The organism is Litoreibacter meonggei, from assembly GCF_003663885.1.
Taxonomy (GTDB): domain Bacteria; phylum Pseudomonadota; class Alphaproteobacteria; order Rhodobacterales; family Rhodobacteraceae; genus Litoreibacter; species Litoreibacter meonggei.
This window is the reverse complement of sequence record NZ_RCCE01000004.1, coordinates 262,293-276,847: the sequence shown is the minus strand read 5'-3', so window position 1 is coordinate 276,847 and position 14,555 is coordinate 262,293. Positions and strand designations below refer to the sequence as shown.

14 protein-coding genes are annotated in these 14,555 nt (G+C 58.8%); 6 read left to right on the top strand and 8 right to left on the bottom strand.

Features of this window, described 5'->3' with window-relative positions; all coding sequences use genetic code 11:
* Nucleotides 1-200 precede the first annotated feature (200 nt).
* The 4 genes from BCF46_RS13300 (at nucleotide 201) to BCF46_RS13285 (ending at nucleotide 6,693) form a co-directional block, all read left to right on the top strand.
* Nucleotides 201-1,874: an ABC transporter substrate-binding protein gene (locus BCF46_RS13300; protein WP_121025034.1), complete on the top strand. Its 1,674-nt coding sequence runs from the start codon at nucleotides 201-203 to the stop codon at nucleotides 1,872-1,874.
* Between the two features lie 135 nt (nucleotides 1,875-2,009).
* Nucleotides 2,010-3,059, top strand: coding sequence for an ABC transporter permease (locus BCF46_RS13295; protein ID WP_121025032.1), 1,050 nt, complete (start codon nucleotides 2,010-2,012; stop codon nucleotides 3,057-3,059).
* On the top strand, nucleotides 3,059-4,516 hold the full coding sequence (locus BCF46_RS13290; RefSeq protein WP_121025030.1) for an ABC transporter permease: 1,458 nt from the start codon (nucleotides 3,059-3,061) through the stop codon (nucleotides 4,514-4,516). Before BCF46_RS13295 ends, BCF46_RS13290 begins: the two co-directional genes overlap by 1 nt.
* 89 nt (nucleotides 4,517-4,605) lie before the next feature.
* The gene (locus tag BCF46_RS13285; RefSeq protein ID WP_121025028.1) at nucleotides 4,606-6,693 is read left to right on the top strand and encodes a dipeptide ABC transporter ATP-binding protein; all 2,088 of its coding nucleotides are present in this window, start codon (nucleotides 4,606-4,608) and stop codon (nucleotides 6,691-6,693) included.
* Nucleotides 6,694-6,766: 73 nt separating this feature from the next.
* Here the strand turns inward: BCF46_RS13285 and BCF46_RS13280 are convergent, their stop codons facing one another.
* The 3 genes from BCF46_RS13280 to BCF46_RS13270 are packed head-to-tail and all read right to left on the bottom strand — an operon-like array spanning nucleotide 6,767 to nucleotide 10,205.
* Nucleotides 6,767-8,236: a carboxypeptidase M32 gene (locus BCF46_RS13280; RefSeq protein WP_121025026.1), complete on the bottom strand. Its 1,470-nt coding sequence runs from the start codon at nucleotides 8,234-8,236 to the stop codon at nucleotides 6,767-6,769.
* A gap of 4 nt (nucleotides 8,237-8,240) precedes the next feature.
* A complete protein-coding gene (gene ctaA / locus BCF46_RS13275) occupies nucleotides 8,241-9,377 on the bottom strand; it encodes a heme A synthase (protein WP_121025024.1) in 1,137 nt (378 codons plus the stop codon).
* A 54-nt stretch (nucleotides 9,378-9,431) separates the two neighbouring features.
* Nucleotides 9,432-10,205 (bottom strand): RNA methyltransferase, encoded by a 774-nt coding sequence (locus BCF46_RS13270; RefSeq protein ID WP_121025022.1) that lies wholly within the window; start codon nucleotides 10,203-10,205, stop codon nucleotides 9,432-9,434.
* 114 nt (nucleotides 10,206-10,319) lie between these two features.
* Here BCF46_RS13270 and BCF46_RS13265 point away from each other — a divergent pair, with 114 nt between their 5' ends.
* Nucleotides 10,320-10,961 (top strand): thiamine phosphate synthase, encoded by a 642-nt coding sequence (locus BCF46_RS13265; RefSeq protein WP_121025020.1) that lies wholly within the window; start codon nucleotides 10,320-10,322, stop codon nucleotides 10,959-10,961.
* Here BCF46_RS13265 and olsA read toward each other — a convergent pair.
* From olsA to BCF46_RS13250, 3 genes are read right to left on the bottom strand one after another with little or no spacing between them, the layout of a single operon-like run.
* Nucleotides 10,921-11,775 carry a lyso-ornithine lipid O-acyltransferase gene (gene olsA / locus BCF46_RS13260; RefSeq protein ID WP_121025018.1) on the bottom strand — a complete coding sequence of 285 codons (855 nt, stop codon included), beginning with the start codon at nucleotides 11,773-11,775 and terminating at the stop codon, nucleotides 10,921-10,923. The two genes, BCF46_RS13265 and olsA, sit on opposite strands and share 41 nt — an antisense overlap.
* Nucleotides 11,772-12,554: an L-ornithine N(alpha)-acyltransferase gene (olsB, locus tag BCF46_RS13255; protein WP_121025016.1), complete on the bottom strand. Its 783-nt coding sequence runs from the start codon at nucleotides 12,552-12,554 to the stop codon at nucleotides 11,772-11,774. The genes olsA and olsB overlap by 4 nt, the downstream gene beginning before the upstream one ends.
* Nucleotides 12,551-12,739, bottom strand: coding sequence for a DUF3553 domain-containing protein (locus tag BCF46_RS13250; protein ID WP_121025419.1), 189 nt, complete (start codon nucleotides 12,737-12,739; stop codon nucleotides 12,551-12,553). The genes olsB and BCF46_RS13250 overlap by 4 nt, the downstream gene beginning before the upstream one ends.
* A gap of 1 nt (nucleotide 12,740) precedes the next feature.
* Here BCF46_RS13250 and BCF46_RS13245 point away from each other — a divergent pair, with 1 nt between their 5' ends.
* Nucleotides 12,741-13,391 carry a histidine phosphotransferase family protein gene (locus BCF46_RS13245; RefSeq protein WP_147435997.1) on the top strand — a complete coding sequence of 217 codons (651 nt, stop codon included), beginning with the start codon at nucleotides 12,741-12,743 and terminating at the stop codon, nucleotides 13,389-13,391.
* Here BCF46_RS13245 and BCF46_RS13240 read toward each other — a convergent pair.
* Together BCF46_RS13240 and gmk are read right to left on the bottom strand one after the other, a co-directional pair.
* Nucleotides 13,388-13,915 (bottom strand): gamma carbonic anhydrase family protein, encoded by a 528-nt coding sequence (locus BCF46_RS13240; RefSeq protein WP_121025012.1) that lies wholly within the window; start codon nucleotides 13,913-13,915, stop codon nucleotides 13,388-13,390. The genes BCF46_RS13245 and BCF46_RS13240 overlap by 4 nt on opposite strands.
* Nucleotides 13,912-14,553, bottom strand: coding sequence for a guanylate kinase (gene gmk / locus BCF46_RS13235; protein ID WP_121025010.1), 642 nt, complete (start codon nucleotides 14,551-14,553; stop codon nucleotides 13,912-13,914). Before gmk ends, BCF46_RS13240 begins: the two co-directional genes overlap by 4 nt.
* Nucleotides 14,554-14,555: the final 2 nt, after the last annotated feature.

Sequence of the window (14,555 nt, the reverse complement as noted above, 5' to 3'; positions counted from 1 at the left end):
TTTGACGTTGCGAATGTCGTTTTTATGCCTCACCCTGACGGTTCCAGCCGTTGACGTGCCGTGAAAATTGGTGCGCAATGCTGCTCGGAGCGTTGAGGGGAGACGCACAAGCGAAACTCAATTTGCTACTGAGGCAGGCTGGACCGAGAATACTCGGACGAAAGTCCTGCAAACACGACAGAGTCTACAGGGAGACAGAAATGACAAAACAAACACTTATCGGCGGACCGGTACATCCAGCAGTGGAAATGTACGTGGAAGAACACAAGGCTGGTCAAATGGACCGCCGCGAGTTGATGACACGCGCAACCATGCTGGGTGTTACCGCGACAGCCGCTTATGGCATGATCGGTGCCACACCTGCCAAGGCTGCGGCGCACGCCCAGCAAGGCGGCACGCTGCGCATGCAAATGGAAGTCCGTGCGCTGAAAGACCCGCGCACATTTGACTGGACGCAGATCGCCTATTTCACCGCCGGTTGGCTGGAATATATGGTTGAGTACAACTCCGACGGCTCCTTCGAGCCGATGTTGCTGGAGTCGTGGGAAATCAACGACGACGCGACCGAGTACACATTGAATGTTCGCAAGGGCGTCAAGTGGAACAATGGCGACGACTTCACCGCAGACGATGTGGCACGTATGGTTACTGCATGGTGTGACAAAGACGTCGAAGGCAACTCGATGGCTGGTCGCTTCTCCGTCATGATCGACGCCAACACCAACAAAGCTGTTGATGGAAGCATCACGGTTGTCGACAGCCACACGGTCAAACTGAGCTTGCCAGCACCTGACATCACATTGATCGCAGGCATGTCCGACTACCCTGCCGCTGTATATCACAGCTCGGCCACGGGGACGCCGGAAGATATGTTGGCCAACCCGATCGGCACCGGCCCTTACAAGCCAGAATCGCTGGAAGTCGGTGTCAAAGCCGTCATCGTGCGTAACGAAGGCTTTGACTGGTGGGGCTATTCCGCTGGCAAAGGCGCGTATCTCGACCGCATCGAATATATCGACTACGGCACTGACCCCGCAGCTTGGGTTGCAGCGGCTGAAGCCGAAGAAGTCGACATGTTCTACGAAACTGTTGGCGAGTTCGTGGACGTCATGGACGGTCTGGGCTGGGAAAAGTCGGAAGTGGCCTCTGCCGCGACCATCGTTATCCGCCCCAACCAGGAGGCTGAAGACGCCAATGGCGTGAAGCCTTACGCAGACGTTCGCGTCCGTCAGGCCATCGCCAAGGCCGTCGATCGCGGTGTTTGCCTTGAACTGGGCTATGCAGGTCAAGGCATTGTCGCGGACAACACGCATGTTGGCCCGATGCACCCGGAATATGCAGATGTTCCTGGCATGGAGTATGATCCAGCCGCCGCCAAGGCGCTTCTCGACGAGGCCGGCATGGCCGATTACGAGTTCGAGCTGATCTCCATCGACGATGACTGGCGCAAGAACACAACTGACGCCGTTGGCGCTCAGCTGCGTGATGCGGGGTTCAACATCAAGCGGACGATCATTCCGGGCACCACGTTCTGGAACGACTGGACCAAATACGGCTTCTCGTCGACCAACTGGAACCACCGCCCGCTTGGCGTCCAGATCCTCGGCCTTGCTTACCGCTCCGGCGAAGCATGGAACGAAGCCGCGTTCTCGAACGCTGAGTTCGATGCGGCCTTGGCCGAAGCCAACTCGATCGCCGATAACGACAAGCGTCGTGAGGTGATGGTGAAACTGCAAACGATCATGCGCGACGAAGGCGTGACCATCCAGCCATACTGGCGGTCGCTCTATCGCCACGCCAAGCCGGGTATTGTCGGCGGCGACATGCACATCGCTTACCTGCCGCAAATCTACAAATACGGCTTCTCCGCGTAAATCACTTCAGGTCAGGGCCGCATCTTCGGGTGCGGCCCTTTTCTTCCTCAATAACCGCGCTGCCAGGACTGCCTTGGCTCCAGACGTCCATAAGGGTGCACATGTCGCGGCCAAACAAACAGGGACCCCAATCACATGGGAATGTTCATCCTACGACGTGTAGGCGTGATGCTGCTGACGGCCTTTTGCCTGACCTTCATCGTGTTCTTCATGACGAATCTTTACCCCAACCTTGAAAAGCTCGCCAAAACCCAAGGCAACTTCCGCATGTCCGACGAGGCCGTGGTCAGCTACCTGACCCGAGAGGGCTACATGGCCCCCTTGCCCGTCAAATACGGGCGCTGGCTGGGTGTGTTGCCGAACCATGTCACCACCAATGATGAGGGCGTGACCACCGGCAAGTGCATCCGCGAAGGCGTCAACACCGCCGAGACGGCCCCGCGCTATTGTGGCGTGCTTCAAGGTGAATGGGGGTATTCGTCTGTCTTCAAGGATGACGCAGGTTCCATTATCGCGAAACGCTTGGGGCTGACCGGATGGCTCGCTCTGCTGGCTTTCGCCGTGATGATCCCCGCGGCCCTGATTATCGGCGTCCTTGCAGGGATGCGCGAAGGCAGCCGGATGGATCGAACATTGTCCACCTTCTCCATCGCGTCTTCTGCGACGCCCGAATATGTCTCCGGTGTGATCTTCATCGCCGTGTTCGCCTCCTCCGCCTTCGGCCTGAAATGGTTCAAAGGCTCCGCCACCTCCGCGATGGAGGACTTCACATGGGCCAATATTACCCTGCCCGTCGCGACCATCGCGCTCTACGGGGTCGGCTATGTCGCCCGCATGACCCGCGCCTCCATGGCCGAGGTCATGACCGCGCAATATGTCCGCACCGCGCGGCTTAAAGGTGTCAGCTTTGGCAACATCGTCATCAAGCACGCCTTGCGGAACGCCTTGATCGCACCGTTTACCGTCATCATGCTGCAATTCCCGTACCTGTTGACCGGCGTCGTCATCACCGAGACCTTGTTCAACTACAAAGGCTTCGGCTGGATGCTGGTTCAAGCGGCCTCGAACAACGATATCGACCTTCTGCTCGGCGGCTCCGTCGTCGCTGTGGTGGTCGTCCTCGTGACGCAGTTGATCTCTGATATCGGCTACGTTTTCCTCAACCCACGCATTAGGATTTCATAATGGAGCCGCTCACTTGGACTGGTGCGCTAGGCACCCTTTTGAACCCTCTCTTCGCACTTGCTGTGTTGGGACTGATCCTCGCCGTGGCCGGCTACTTGCTGGTCAGTGCTTACGAGAACGTACAAGCTGCGTTCAGCACCACCTCTGGCGGAATGGTTATGAGTGCGCCGCATTCTGAATCCTTGGCGCGGTTCATCCTACCGACCGCCGTCGCCACATTGGGGCTCGGCATAATCTACCTGCTCGCAGGCATCGTGACGCCCTACGGCACCGCTGGTATCCTAGGCGAGCTGGGCGTCCGCTTCCTGCCCGTTTGGATAGCACTCGCCGTGACGTTCTTCCTGTCGATCACCTACAAGCGCAAGCTGGGCCTTTACGGCAAACTCTTCGACAGCCCCATCGGCATGTTCGGCTTTGCCATTGTGATGTTCTGGGTCTTCACCGCGATCTTCGTGGCTATGGACCTGATCATCACCCATGATCCGCTGGGTCAGGTCTCCGGCATGAAGAACAAACTTCCCGGCACTCCGCTGCGTGGCGCGGCAGAGGGCGATTACACCCACTACCTGCTTGGCGGCGACAACCTTGCGCGTGACGTGTTCTCGCGCATGGTCAAAGGCTCTCAGGTTGTGTTGGTCATCGCACCGGCGGCCACCTTGTTCGCCTTCATGGTCGGCATCACGCTGGGGCTGCCTGCGGGCTATTTCGGCGGCAAGCTGGACACAATCATCAGCTTCATGGCGAACCTCGTTTTGGCCTTCCCTGTGATCTTGCTGTTCTTCTTGCTTGTCACACCGGAAATCCGCGCCGCCGGCATCCCGATACCCGGAACGGATTATATCTGGCGCGTGCCAACAATCCTCGCCTCGATCCTGTTCCTGTTCCCGCTGGTGTTTCTCGTGGTGCTGTTCGATTCGCGCTACTTTACCCAGCCCTCAAAACGGAACCTCTATGTCGGGCTGACCATCCTGATCGGTGGATACGTCTATCTTGGCATGGCGTGGGATGCAGACCCGTTCGGGCTGATCTCCATTGATGGCGGCGTGCTGATCGTGTTCGTCTCGGTGGTCTTCGTGAACTCCCCCACCGTGTTCCGGATTGTGCGCGGCTTGGTTCTCGATATCAAAACCCGTGACTACGTGGCGGCAGGGCAAACCCGCGGTGAAGGCCCGTGGTACATCATGCTGTGGGAAATCTTGCCTAACGCACGCGGCCCGCTGATCGTCGATTTCTGTCTGCGCATCGGCTATACCATCATCCTGCTGGGCACCTTGGGCTTCTTTGGCCTCGGGTTGTCGTCGGAAAGCCCCGACTGGGGGACGACGATCAACGCAGGGCGACGCTTGCTCAGCATCTATCCGCATCCCGCGATCGTACCTGCCATCGCTTTGATGAGCCTCGTTCTGGGGTTGAACCTGCTGGCCGACGGGCTGCGCGAAGAATCCCTGAAGGACTGATATCATGCCCGACAGAAATCCGACGCAATGCCGACGCTTTGCCGACCGGCTTCCAGAGCCGAAAAAACCAACTCAGGGAGGCCGCAAAAATGGCTGACGCAGAGACCTATTCCGGCCCGATCCTAGAGATTGACCAATTGTCGATTTCCTTTTTTACCCGCCTTCGCGAGATCCCCGCCGTGATGGATTTCTCCTGCACTGTGCAGCCCGGCGAGGCCATGGGCCTTGTGGGCGAGTCCGGTTGCGGCAAGTCCACGGTGGCCCTCGGGGTCATGCAGGATCTGGGGGTCAACGGCCGCGTGGTCGGGGGGTCCATCAAGTTCAAAGGGCAAGACCTTGGCCAGATGAGTCCGGAGGAATTGCGCAACATCCGCGGCTCCGAGATTGCCATGATCTACCAAGAACCCATGGCGTCTCTGAACCCCGCCATGCGCATCGGTAAGCAGCTGATGGAAGTGCCGATGATCCATTTCGGCACCTCCGAAAAGGAAGCCTATGAGCGCGCGTTGGAGGTGGTCACAGACGTCAAACTCCCCGACCCCAAACGTATCCTAAACTCCTTCCCGCACCAATTGTCCGGTGGCCAGCAGCAGCGCATCGTGATCGCTATGGCCTTGATGTCAAAGCCTTCTCTGCTGATCCTCGACGAGCCGACGACCGCGCTCGACGTGACCGTGGAGGCCGCCGTGGTCGAACTGGTCAAGGACCTTGGCAAGAAATACGGCACGTCCATGCTGTTCATCTCGCACAACCTCGGGCTGGTCTTGGAAACCTGCGACCGCATCTGCGTGATGTATTCCGGCGAGGCGGTGGAAACCGGCTCCATCGAGGACGTGTTCGACGACATGCAGCACCCGTATACACAGGCGCTGTTCCGCTCGATCCCGCTTCCGGGCGCCGACAAAAACTCGCGCCCGCTGGTCGCCATCCCCGGCAACTTCCCCCTGCCCCATGAACGCCCAAACGGCTGCAACTTCGGCCCCCGCTGCGACTATTTTAAAGAGGGTCTTTGCGATCAGGGCGACCTTCGGATGCAGAAAATCAAAGGCAACGACCGCCACGGCTCCCGCTGCCTGCGCATCGAAGAAATCGATTGGAACGCACCGATTGAAATCGGGGCGCAAACCGAGAAACCCGAACCCGGCGAAGTCGTCCTGAAGATGGACAACCTCAAGAAGTATTACGAGGTCGCCGCCTCAGCCTTGTTCGGCGGAGCGAACAAGAAGGTGGTGAAGGCCAACGAAACCCTTAGCTTCGAGGCCCGCGAGTCGGAAACCCTTGCAATCGTGGGGGAATCCGGCTGCGGCAAGTCAACCTTCGCCAAAGTTCTGATGGGGTTGGAGACGGCCACCGAGGGTACAATCTCACTTCATGGCAATGAAATTCAGGATATTCCGATCGAGGGCCGCGACACCAAAACAATCTCAAACGTGCAGATGGTGTTCCAAAACCCGTTCGATACGCTGAACCCGTCGATGACTGTCGGGCGTCAGATCATTCGGGCGCTGGAAATCTTCGGCATCGGCGACACCGAGGCCGCCCGCGAGACACGCATGCTGGAACTTCTGGACCTCGTAAAACTGCCCCGCGAGTTTGCCACCCGCATGCCGCGACAATTGTCCGGAGGCCAGAAGCAACGGGTCGGCATCGCCCGCGCCTTTGCCGGTGACGCCAAGATCGTGGTCGCAGACGAGCCTGTCTCCGCCCTCGACGTGTCGGTTCAAGCGGCGGTCACCGACCTGCTGATGGAAATCCAGCGCGAGAACAAGACCACGCTGCTCTTCATCTCACACGACCTGAGCATTGTCCGCTATCTCGCCGACCGCGTTATGGTCATGTATCTTGGCCATGTGGTAGAATTGGGCTCGACGGATCAGGTCTTCCAGCCGCCCTATCACCCCTATACCGAAGCGCTGCTCTCGGCTGTCCCTATCGCGGATACCTCGGTCGAAAAACAGCATATAGTGCTAGAAGGCGACATTCCATCGGCCATGAACCCACCCCCCGGATGTCCGTTCCAGACGCGCTGCCGCTGGAAGGATCAGGTGCCGGGCGGGCTATGCGAAAAAGACGTACCACCGGTACGGACCTTGGCGGAAGGCCATCAAGTCAAATGCCACCTCGCGGATGACATCTTGGCCCGCATGGAGCCCGTCATCAAAATCGCCGCCGAATAAACAAATGCCGCGCCTCCAATCAGGCGCGGCATCTCCTATCATTGCTTCAAAAATACCTCCGCCGGAGGCTCCCTCAGACGCCGTAAATCGTGCCGAATTTGTCTTCGAGATACGCCAGCAAAGGCTCCTCTGTCGGCGCAAACCCACAGGCATATTCGATGGTGTCCCGCGGTGCGCGCAGCCCGCCATGTTGTTGCAAGCTGTCCTTCAACCACGCCGTTGCCGCGGATGTATCCCCACAAGACAAGTCCCGATCGACCGATGGAACCGCCTCGCGCAAAGACGCATACAGACACCCCGCATAGACATTGCCCAAGCTATAGGTCGGGAAATAGCCGAACAGGCCAAACGACCAATGCACATCTTGCAGAACGCCGTTTGACGGTTTGTCGACAGAAACGCCGAAATCAGCTTCAAACCGCGCATTCCACGCATCTTCCAAATCCACGACGTCCAATGCGCCGGAAATCAACTGCCGCTCCAGATCAAAGCGCAACATCACGTGCAGGTTATAATGCACCTCGTCGGCCTCGGTCCGGATGTAGCCAGACCCCACACGGTTTACCACGACATAGAACGCCTCCTCATCCGCAACCCCGAAGTCGCCGAACTGGTCCCGCATCTGCCCGTAGAGCCATCCTGTAAATGCGCGCGAGCGGCCCAGCTGGTTCTCGTAAATCCGCGACTGGCTCTCGTGCACGCCCATCGACACGCCAGCCCCAAGCGGCGTCAGCGCATAGTCGGCCCGTACCCCTTGCTCGTAACAGGCGTGACCCACCTCGTGGATCGTGGAGTAAAAGCAGTTGAACGGATCGCGCGGACTGGTGCGTGTGGTGATCCGCACATCGGTGCCGGAGCCGCTGGAGAACGGATGCACCGCCTTGTCGATCCGTCCACGAGTCAGGTCATATCCGAAGGTCTCCGCCAGTTTGGTGGACAGGGCCATCTGCCCCACCTCGTCAAACGCGTGGTCCAGTGGCGCAGGGGCCTCCGCCGAAAGGACACGGGCGCGCAGATCAACCAAACGCGGGCGCATGCGATTAAACAGGCCCTGCAGTTCTGCGCCGGTCATGCCGGGCTCGTAATCGTCCAGTAACGCGTCATAGAGGTCGCTGCCGCTTGCAAGGCAGGCTGCCTCCTCGCGCTTCAAATCTATCATCCGGCTAAGTGTCGGCGTGAAGCTTTCAAAATCATCCTCGGCCCGCGCCTTGGCCCATATCCCCTGCCCCGCAGAGGTATGACGCGCGATGTCGGTGGCAAGTTTCTCGGGTACCTTGGTGTTGCGCATGTAGGAGCGCTTTAACTCCCGCAGGATCGCCGCACCGGTCTCGTCTGGCGCTTCGGCCTTCGCCAGCCAATCCCCGATCCGCCCATCCGTGCGCCGTGCATGCAGGACGGCTTCTAGCGCTGCCATTTCCTCGGAACGCAGCTCTGCGGCGCCCGCAGGCATCACCGTTTCCTGATCCCACCCCGTCCGACCCGCGACCGAGGCAAGGGCCTGCGTTGTGCGGTCGTAAGCCATCAGGTCTTCATAAGCTGACATAGATTTAAGTCCTTACAGATTGTACGGGGGGATAGCGGCTCAGGAACCGAGCCCGCAGGATCAGGCAAATCAGGACCACCGCACCAAGCTGGTGGATGATCGCCAGATGCCAAGGGGCCGCATACAGAACCGTCCCGATACCCAAGACCAGCTGGCCGAACATCATCACGGCGACCCAGTCAAAAGCCTGTTTCACCGCACGGTTGGCCGCGCCGCGCGAACGCCACCAGATGAACATGCCCAGCAGGAACAGGATGTAGCCCAGCGTGCGGTGGTTGAATTGCACCAGCGCCTCGCTCTCGAAGAAGTTCCGCCATACAGGGCTGTATTCGAAAGCCAGCGTCGGAAAGACGTCTCCGGCCATCAAAGGCCAGTCCGTATAGGTGCGCCCCGCGTCGATACCCGCGACCAACGCGCCGACGATGATCTGCAAATAGGCAACGGAAACAAGCCAGCTGGTAAGTTTTGTGAGCGTGGAGGACCCCGACCGGCGGGCCTGCATCAGTTCGGCATCCGTGCGCCCCAGCATGAAAACATACCACGCGATCAGGCCAAGGATGACAAAGGCCAACCCCAGATGCGTGGCAAGCCGGTATGACGCGACATCCAGCATCTCCCCCGTCAGGCCGGAGGACACCATCCACCAGCCAATCGCACCCTGAAGCCCGCCAAGCGCTCCGATCCCGACCAAACGGCCCGTCCAACCTGTGGGGATTTGGCTGCGCAACAGGAACCAGAAGAAGCCCACGGCCCAAACCAACCCGATCACCCGCCCAAGCTGGCGATGGCCCCATTCCCACCAATAGATCGTTTTGAACTCGGACAGGCTCATGCCCTTGTTTTGCAACTGGTATTCCGGGATCGCGCGGTACTTCTCCAGCTCCGCCTCCCATGCGGCTTCCGACATGGGCGGCATGGCACCCGTCACCGGTTTCCACTCGGTGATGGACAAGCCGCTATCGGTCAGGCGGGTCAGTCCGCCGACCGCGATCATCACCACAACCATCGCGAACAGCACCATCAGCCAAGCGCGTATCCCGCGCCGGTTGCCACGGCTCGCAGCGCGGTCAATTGCGCCGGGTTGGGCGGTGGGTTTTTCGGCCGTTTCGACCTCTTCGAAAATGCTGCGTTTGCCTGCCATGTCGTGCCTCGTTAGTTCGCCATCAACCTAGGCCGCAAGGCCCAGCCCGACAAGTCAATCGCCGCGTTCTTTCCACCGCACAAACTGTCGCAGCATTCCGTGGAACGTCTGGATATCGGCCTGCGTCATCGGCAGGCGTGACAGCATGTTGCGCAGGTTGAGCCGCATGGAATCTGCTTTGTGATCAGGGTAGAAGAATTTCGCCGTGTCGAGCCGTTGAACGAAATGCTCGTAGAGCTTCTCCACTTCAACTTGTGTGGCGAATTCCGTTCCGGCCATCTCCACCACCTCCGGCGCGTCCTCGCCCGTTTGGCGGCGCCATTCATAGGCCACCAACAACACGCATTGCGCAAGGTTCAGCGACGCAAAACCGGGGTTAACCGGAACTGAGATCAGCGCATTGGCCTGCGCGATATCGACATTCTCCAAGCCTGCCCGCTCTGGCCCGAACATGATGCCCACCTGCTTGCCTGCGGCAGTCATCGCCCGTGCATGCTCCATCGCGCGCTCTGGTGTCATCACCGGTTTGGTCAGGTCGCGGGACCGCGCGGTGGTCGCGAAAACATAGTCCATGTCGGCCAATGCGTCTGCTGTGCTGTCGAAGACCCTCACATGATCCAGAACGCGCGACGCGCCCGAAGCCGTGGCCACAGCGGCAGGGTTCGGCCAGCCATCGCGCGGGGTGACCAGCCGCATCCGTTGCAACTCGAAGTTCCACATGGCGCGCGCGGCAGAGCCGATATTCTCTCCCATTTGCGGTGCTATCAGCACAACGGTGGGTTGCGCGCCGCCCCATGGGGCTTGGGATTGATGGTCGGTACCGGACATGTGGCCTCTATCTATGGGTGAAGCAGGGTTTAGGGCTGCGCGCGCTGCCCCGCAACACCCTTGTGAGCGCCCGCAGCCCCCGCTATGACGGGCCAAACAACGGCGGAGACCACCATGGCCCAGAACGACACTGCCCAAGAGGGCCCGGAAACCCCACAGGTTTACCTGATCACCCCGCCCGAATTCGAGCTGTCAAGCTTTCCGGACACCCTATCGCGTGTACTGGATTCCTGCGAGATCGCGTGCCTGCGTCTGAGCCTTGCCACCAAGGACGAAGACAAGATCGCGCGCGCCGCTGATCTGATCCGTGAACAAGCGCATGCCCGTGACATTCCCTTGGTGATCGACAGCCATTTCCTGCTGGTCGAGCGGCTGGGCCTTGATGGGGTTCACCTGCTGGATGGTGCCCGCTCGGTGCGCTATGTGCGCAAGGAAATCGGACCAGACGCGGTGATCGGTGCGTTCTGTGGTCCGTCGCGCCACGAAGGCATGAGTGCCGGAGAAAGTGGCGCTGACTATGTGTCCCTTGGCCCGATTGGTGAAACTGTCTTGGGCGACGGCCAAATTGCCGAGACCGAGGCGTTTGAATGGTGGTCGCAAATGATCGAACTGCCCATCGTGGCGGAAGGTGCGGTCAATATCGCGGCTATCGAGCGGTTGGCCCCCTACACCGATTTCTTTGCCATTGGCGAAGAGATTTGGCGCGAAGACGACCCTAGCGCTGCGTTGAAAGCTTTGCTTGCGCCTCTGGGCTGAGTTTCAGACCCGAGCGGACGATCTTTTCACACGCGGCCGCGAGGTCCTTACGACCGCTGAACTCGGACACTCTAAGTGGGTCGTGATAGGTCACCGTAACTGCACCTTGAGGCGATGTAGCTAAGGTCCGCAACAGGTGTGGCGCGAAATCCATATCACCCCACCAGCCATATGTCCGCGGGTCAGCTTCTTCTGGCGGTTGGTAAGACAAGGTGACAGGCTGCACATACAGCGCATCTTTTAATTCTGGCGTGAAGAACGCCGCAAAGAGCGTTGATTTAAATGGCAATATTCTAATGCCATCCGAACTTGTACCTTCAGGAAAGAACAACAGCTTGTGTCCTGCCAGCAGCCGTTTCTCGAACAACTCCTTCTGAGCGCGTGCCTGCCGCGGGTCGCGGTCGATGAACACGGTTCCAGTTGACCGTGCCAGCCAGCCAATGCCGGGCCAATTGGCCACCTCGGATTTGGACACAAAATACACCCGTTTGCGCGCGTTGAGCGCGAAGATGTCCAGCCAACTGCAATGGTTTGCCACCACTGCGCCCCGCTTGGTCATCGGCGCGCCTTCCGAGCGAAACTTGATGCCCGTCAGAAAAAGCGCGGCCCGACACACCAAACGTGTGATATGCGGCGTCCAAGGGCGGTGGAAGCCGTGGACCGGACGCTCGACAAGGCGCACAAGCAGCAATATGGCCAGACCGCCAAAGACAAGTATCGCCAACGGCACTCCGCGCAGGACGATCCTAAGCCAACCGAGAGGCCCAATGCGCCGATGCGGCGGCTCGTCACCGCTGTCCCACGTGCTGCTCACGCGTTGCCTCTGCTATCGCGACCACGAGAATAGAGGTCGCGGTGCTTTTGGGACAGTCGCGCGGTGTCCATCACCAAACAAACGTCTATGGTGTTGAAATCATGATCAATAAACGCACCGTCACCGACCATACCACCAAGCCTTAAATAGGCTTTGATAAGCGCTGGCGTGTCTTTCATCGCCTTCGGGCGATCAATCTTGTCTGGCGCGACAAGGTCCATCCCTTGATGCACCCGTGAGCGAGGTCGCAACTCAGGAGGCGCAAGATGGGCGTTATACAGATGCGACAAGGATTGAGCCACCGCATTGACATCCGTGCCATGAAAAGATGCCACACCGAACAGAACCTCGATCTGATGGGTGTCGATGTAGTTGGAAAGCCCCTGCCACAGATGGAACATCGCAGCACTACCACGATAGTCAGGGTGTACGCAGGACCGCCCCAGCTCTAGCAGACGACGACCACTGGTTTTGAGCGGGCGGAGGTCATATTCGCTGTCGCTGTAGAATGACATGCCAGCGTGCAACGCGTCACATCGCAACAAGCGGTAAACGCCGACCACCTGCCCGACGCATTTGGGGCGCGCATGATCCAGCAAAATCAAATGGTCGAAATAGGGATCGAACGCATCGCGTTCCAGTTGAGCGTCATGATCAACCGCGTCGCCGTCACCGCCCAATTCCTTGACGAAAACTTGGTATCGCAAATGTTGCGACGCCCGCAGGTCGGCTTCGTCTTTGGCAAGACGGGTTTCAAACTGCGGGTTTGCGTGCTTCATGAGCCAGTATGTTTAGTGTCGAATTGCAAGGTCAGGGCAATATTGGCACTTTCCAGAGTCATCTTGCCCATATTCTCAAAATTAACTGTTAATTTACCGTTTATGTTAGATTGAACTTGTCCAAGGCCCCATTCGGGCTCGGCAGGATTGCGTACCAGCATTCCAGGTTCCAACAAGGAGTTCATATTGTCCGACAAAGCTCGCCCTAACCTCGCTGATACAGTTCCAAATCCGACTGGCCTGAAAGACACCGCGTCTTTATTGGCGTCGCGCATCTGCCATGACCTTATTAGCCCAATTGGCGCAATCAGCAATGGCATGGAACTATTGATGATGTCGGGCCTTCCGCCATCCCCTGAACTTAGCCTGATCGAAGAGAGCATCGCAAACGCCAATGCCCGCGTGCGGCTGTTCCGACTGGCCTTTGGCGTGGCCAGTGACGGGCAACGTATGGCGCGTGGTGATATCGTAAAGCTGCTTGGTGATTGTTATGGCAACGGGCGTATTCAGGTCATATGGGAGCCGACATCGGATGTCAGCCGGATCGAGGCCAAGATCGCGTTTCTGGCGGTGCTGTGTTTGGAAGCAGCCCTACCCGCTGGCGGTAAGATCGTTTTGAGGTGCGACCGCGGGCGATGGCAGATGCAGGCCTATGGCAGCAAAATCCGGTTCGACCCCGCTCCCTGGAACCTCCTGAGCAGCAACATGCCGGACACGTCCGAATTCCAGCCCGCGCATGTCCAGTTCATACTGCTGCGCGATACCTTGGCCCAGCTTGGGAAAACTGCGCTGGCAGGGCATTCAGATAGCGCCGCGTCCTTGCGATACGAGATCTAGGCAGGCTTCAAACCAGCACGGAAGCGGCGCATGTTCGCCTGATAGCCAAGCGCCGAGCTGACGAGGCCCTGCTGCGCCTGAGCGTCCAATTCCCGCACGACCTTGCCCGGTGACCCCATCACCAGAGAGCCGTCGGGGATTACCTTGCCCTCTGTGATCAATGCACCTGCCCCAATCAGGCAGCCCTTGCCGATTTGCGCGCCATTCAACACCGTGGCCCCCATACCGATCAAAGAACCCTCGCCGATAGTGCAACCGTGCAGCATGGCCTTGTGACCGATGGTGCAATTCGCACCGATAACCAATGGGAATCCCATATCCGTGTGCAACACGCAGTTTTCCTGAATGTTGGAGCCCCGCCCAACAGTGATCCGTTCGTTATCCCCACGCAGTGTAGAGCCGAACCAGACAGATGCCGCATCTTCGATCAGGATGTCACCGATCAGGTTCGCATCGGGTGCAATCCAGAAGTCGTCGCCATCGGGCAGTTGCGGCGATACTCCGTCAAGCGAGTACTGGGTCATTTACGAGCCTCATATTGTTCGTTGAGTTCGCGCACCAATGTCATCAGCCCGGGCTGGCGCGACCGCTTTAACCGCTCTGCTGTTAGGATTGCTCGAAGCTCCTGCTCGGCCTCGTCGATGTCATGGTTGATCAGACAGTAATCATACTCAGCCCAATGGCTAATCTCGTCGCGGCTTTTCTGCATACGGGCTGCGATAACCTCGTCACTGTCCTGCGCACGGGACCTCAGACGTTTCTCAAGCTCGATGATGGAAGGCGGCAGGATGAAGATCGAAACCACGTCTTCAGCCAGACCGGAGTTGCGCACTTGCTGTCCGCCCTGCCAGTCGATGTCGAAGATAACGTCCCGCCCTTCACTAATTGCGTCTTCAACCGGGCCTTTGGGAGAGCCATAGAGATTGTCGAACACCTCAGCATGTTCCAGCATTTCGTCGTCAGCCACCATCTGGCGGAAGTCATCATGGGAGCGGAAGAAATACTCGCGACCATCTTGCTCCCCCTCACGGGGGGCGCGGGTGGTGGCAGAGACGGAAAAGGACAAGCTATCGTCCCACTTCATCAAACGCCCTGCCAGCGTGGATTTTCCGGCCCCGGAGGGCGACGAAAGGATGATCAGAATTCCGCGCCGGGCTGTCATGG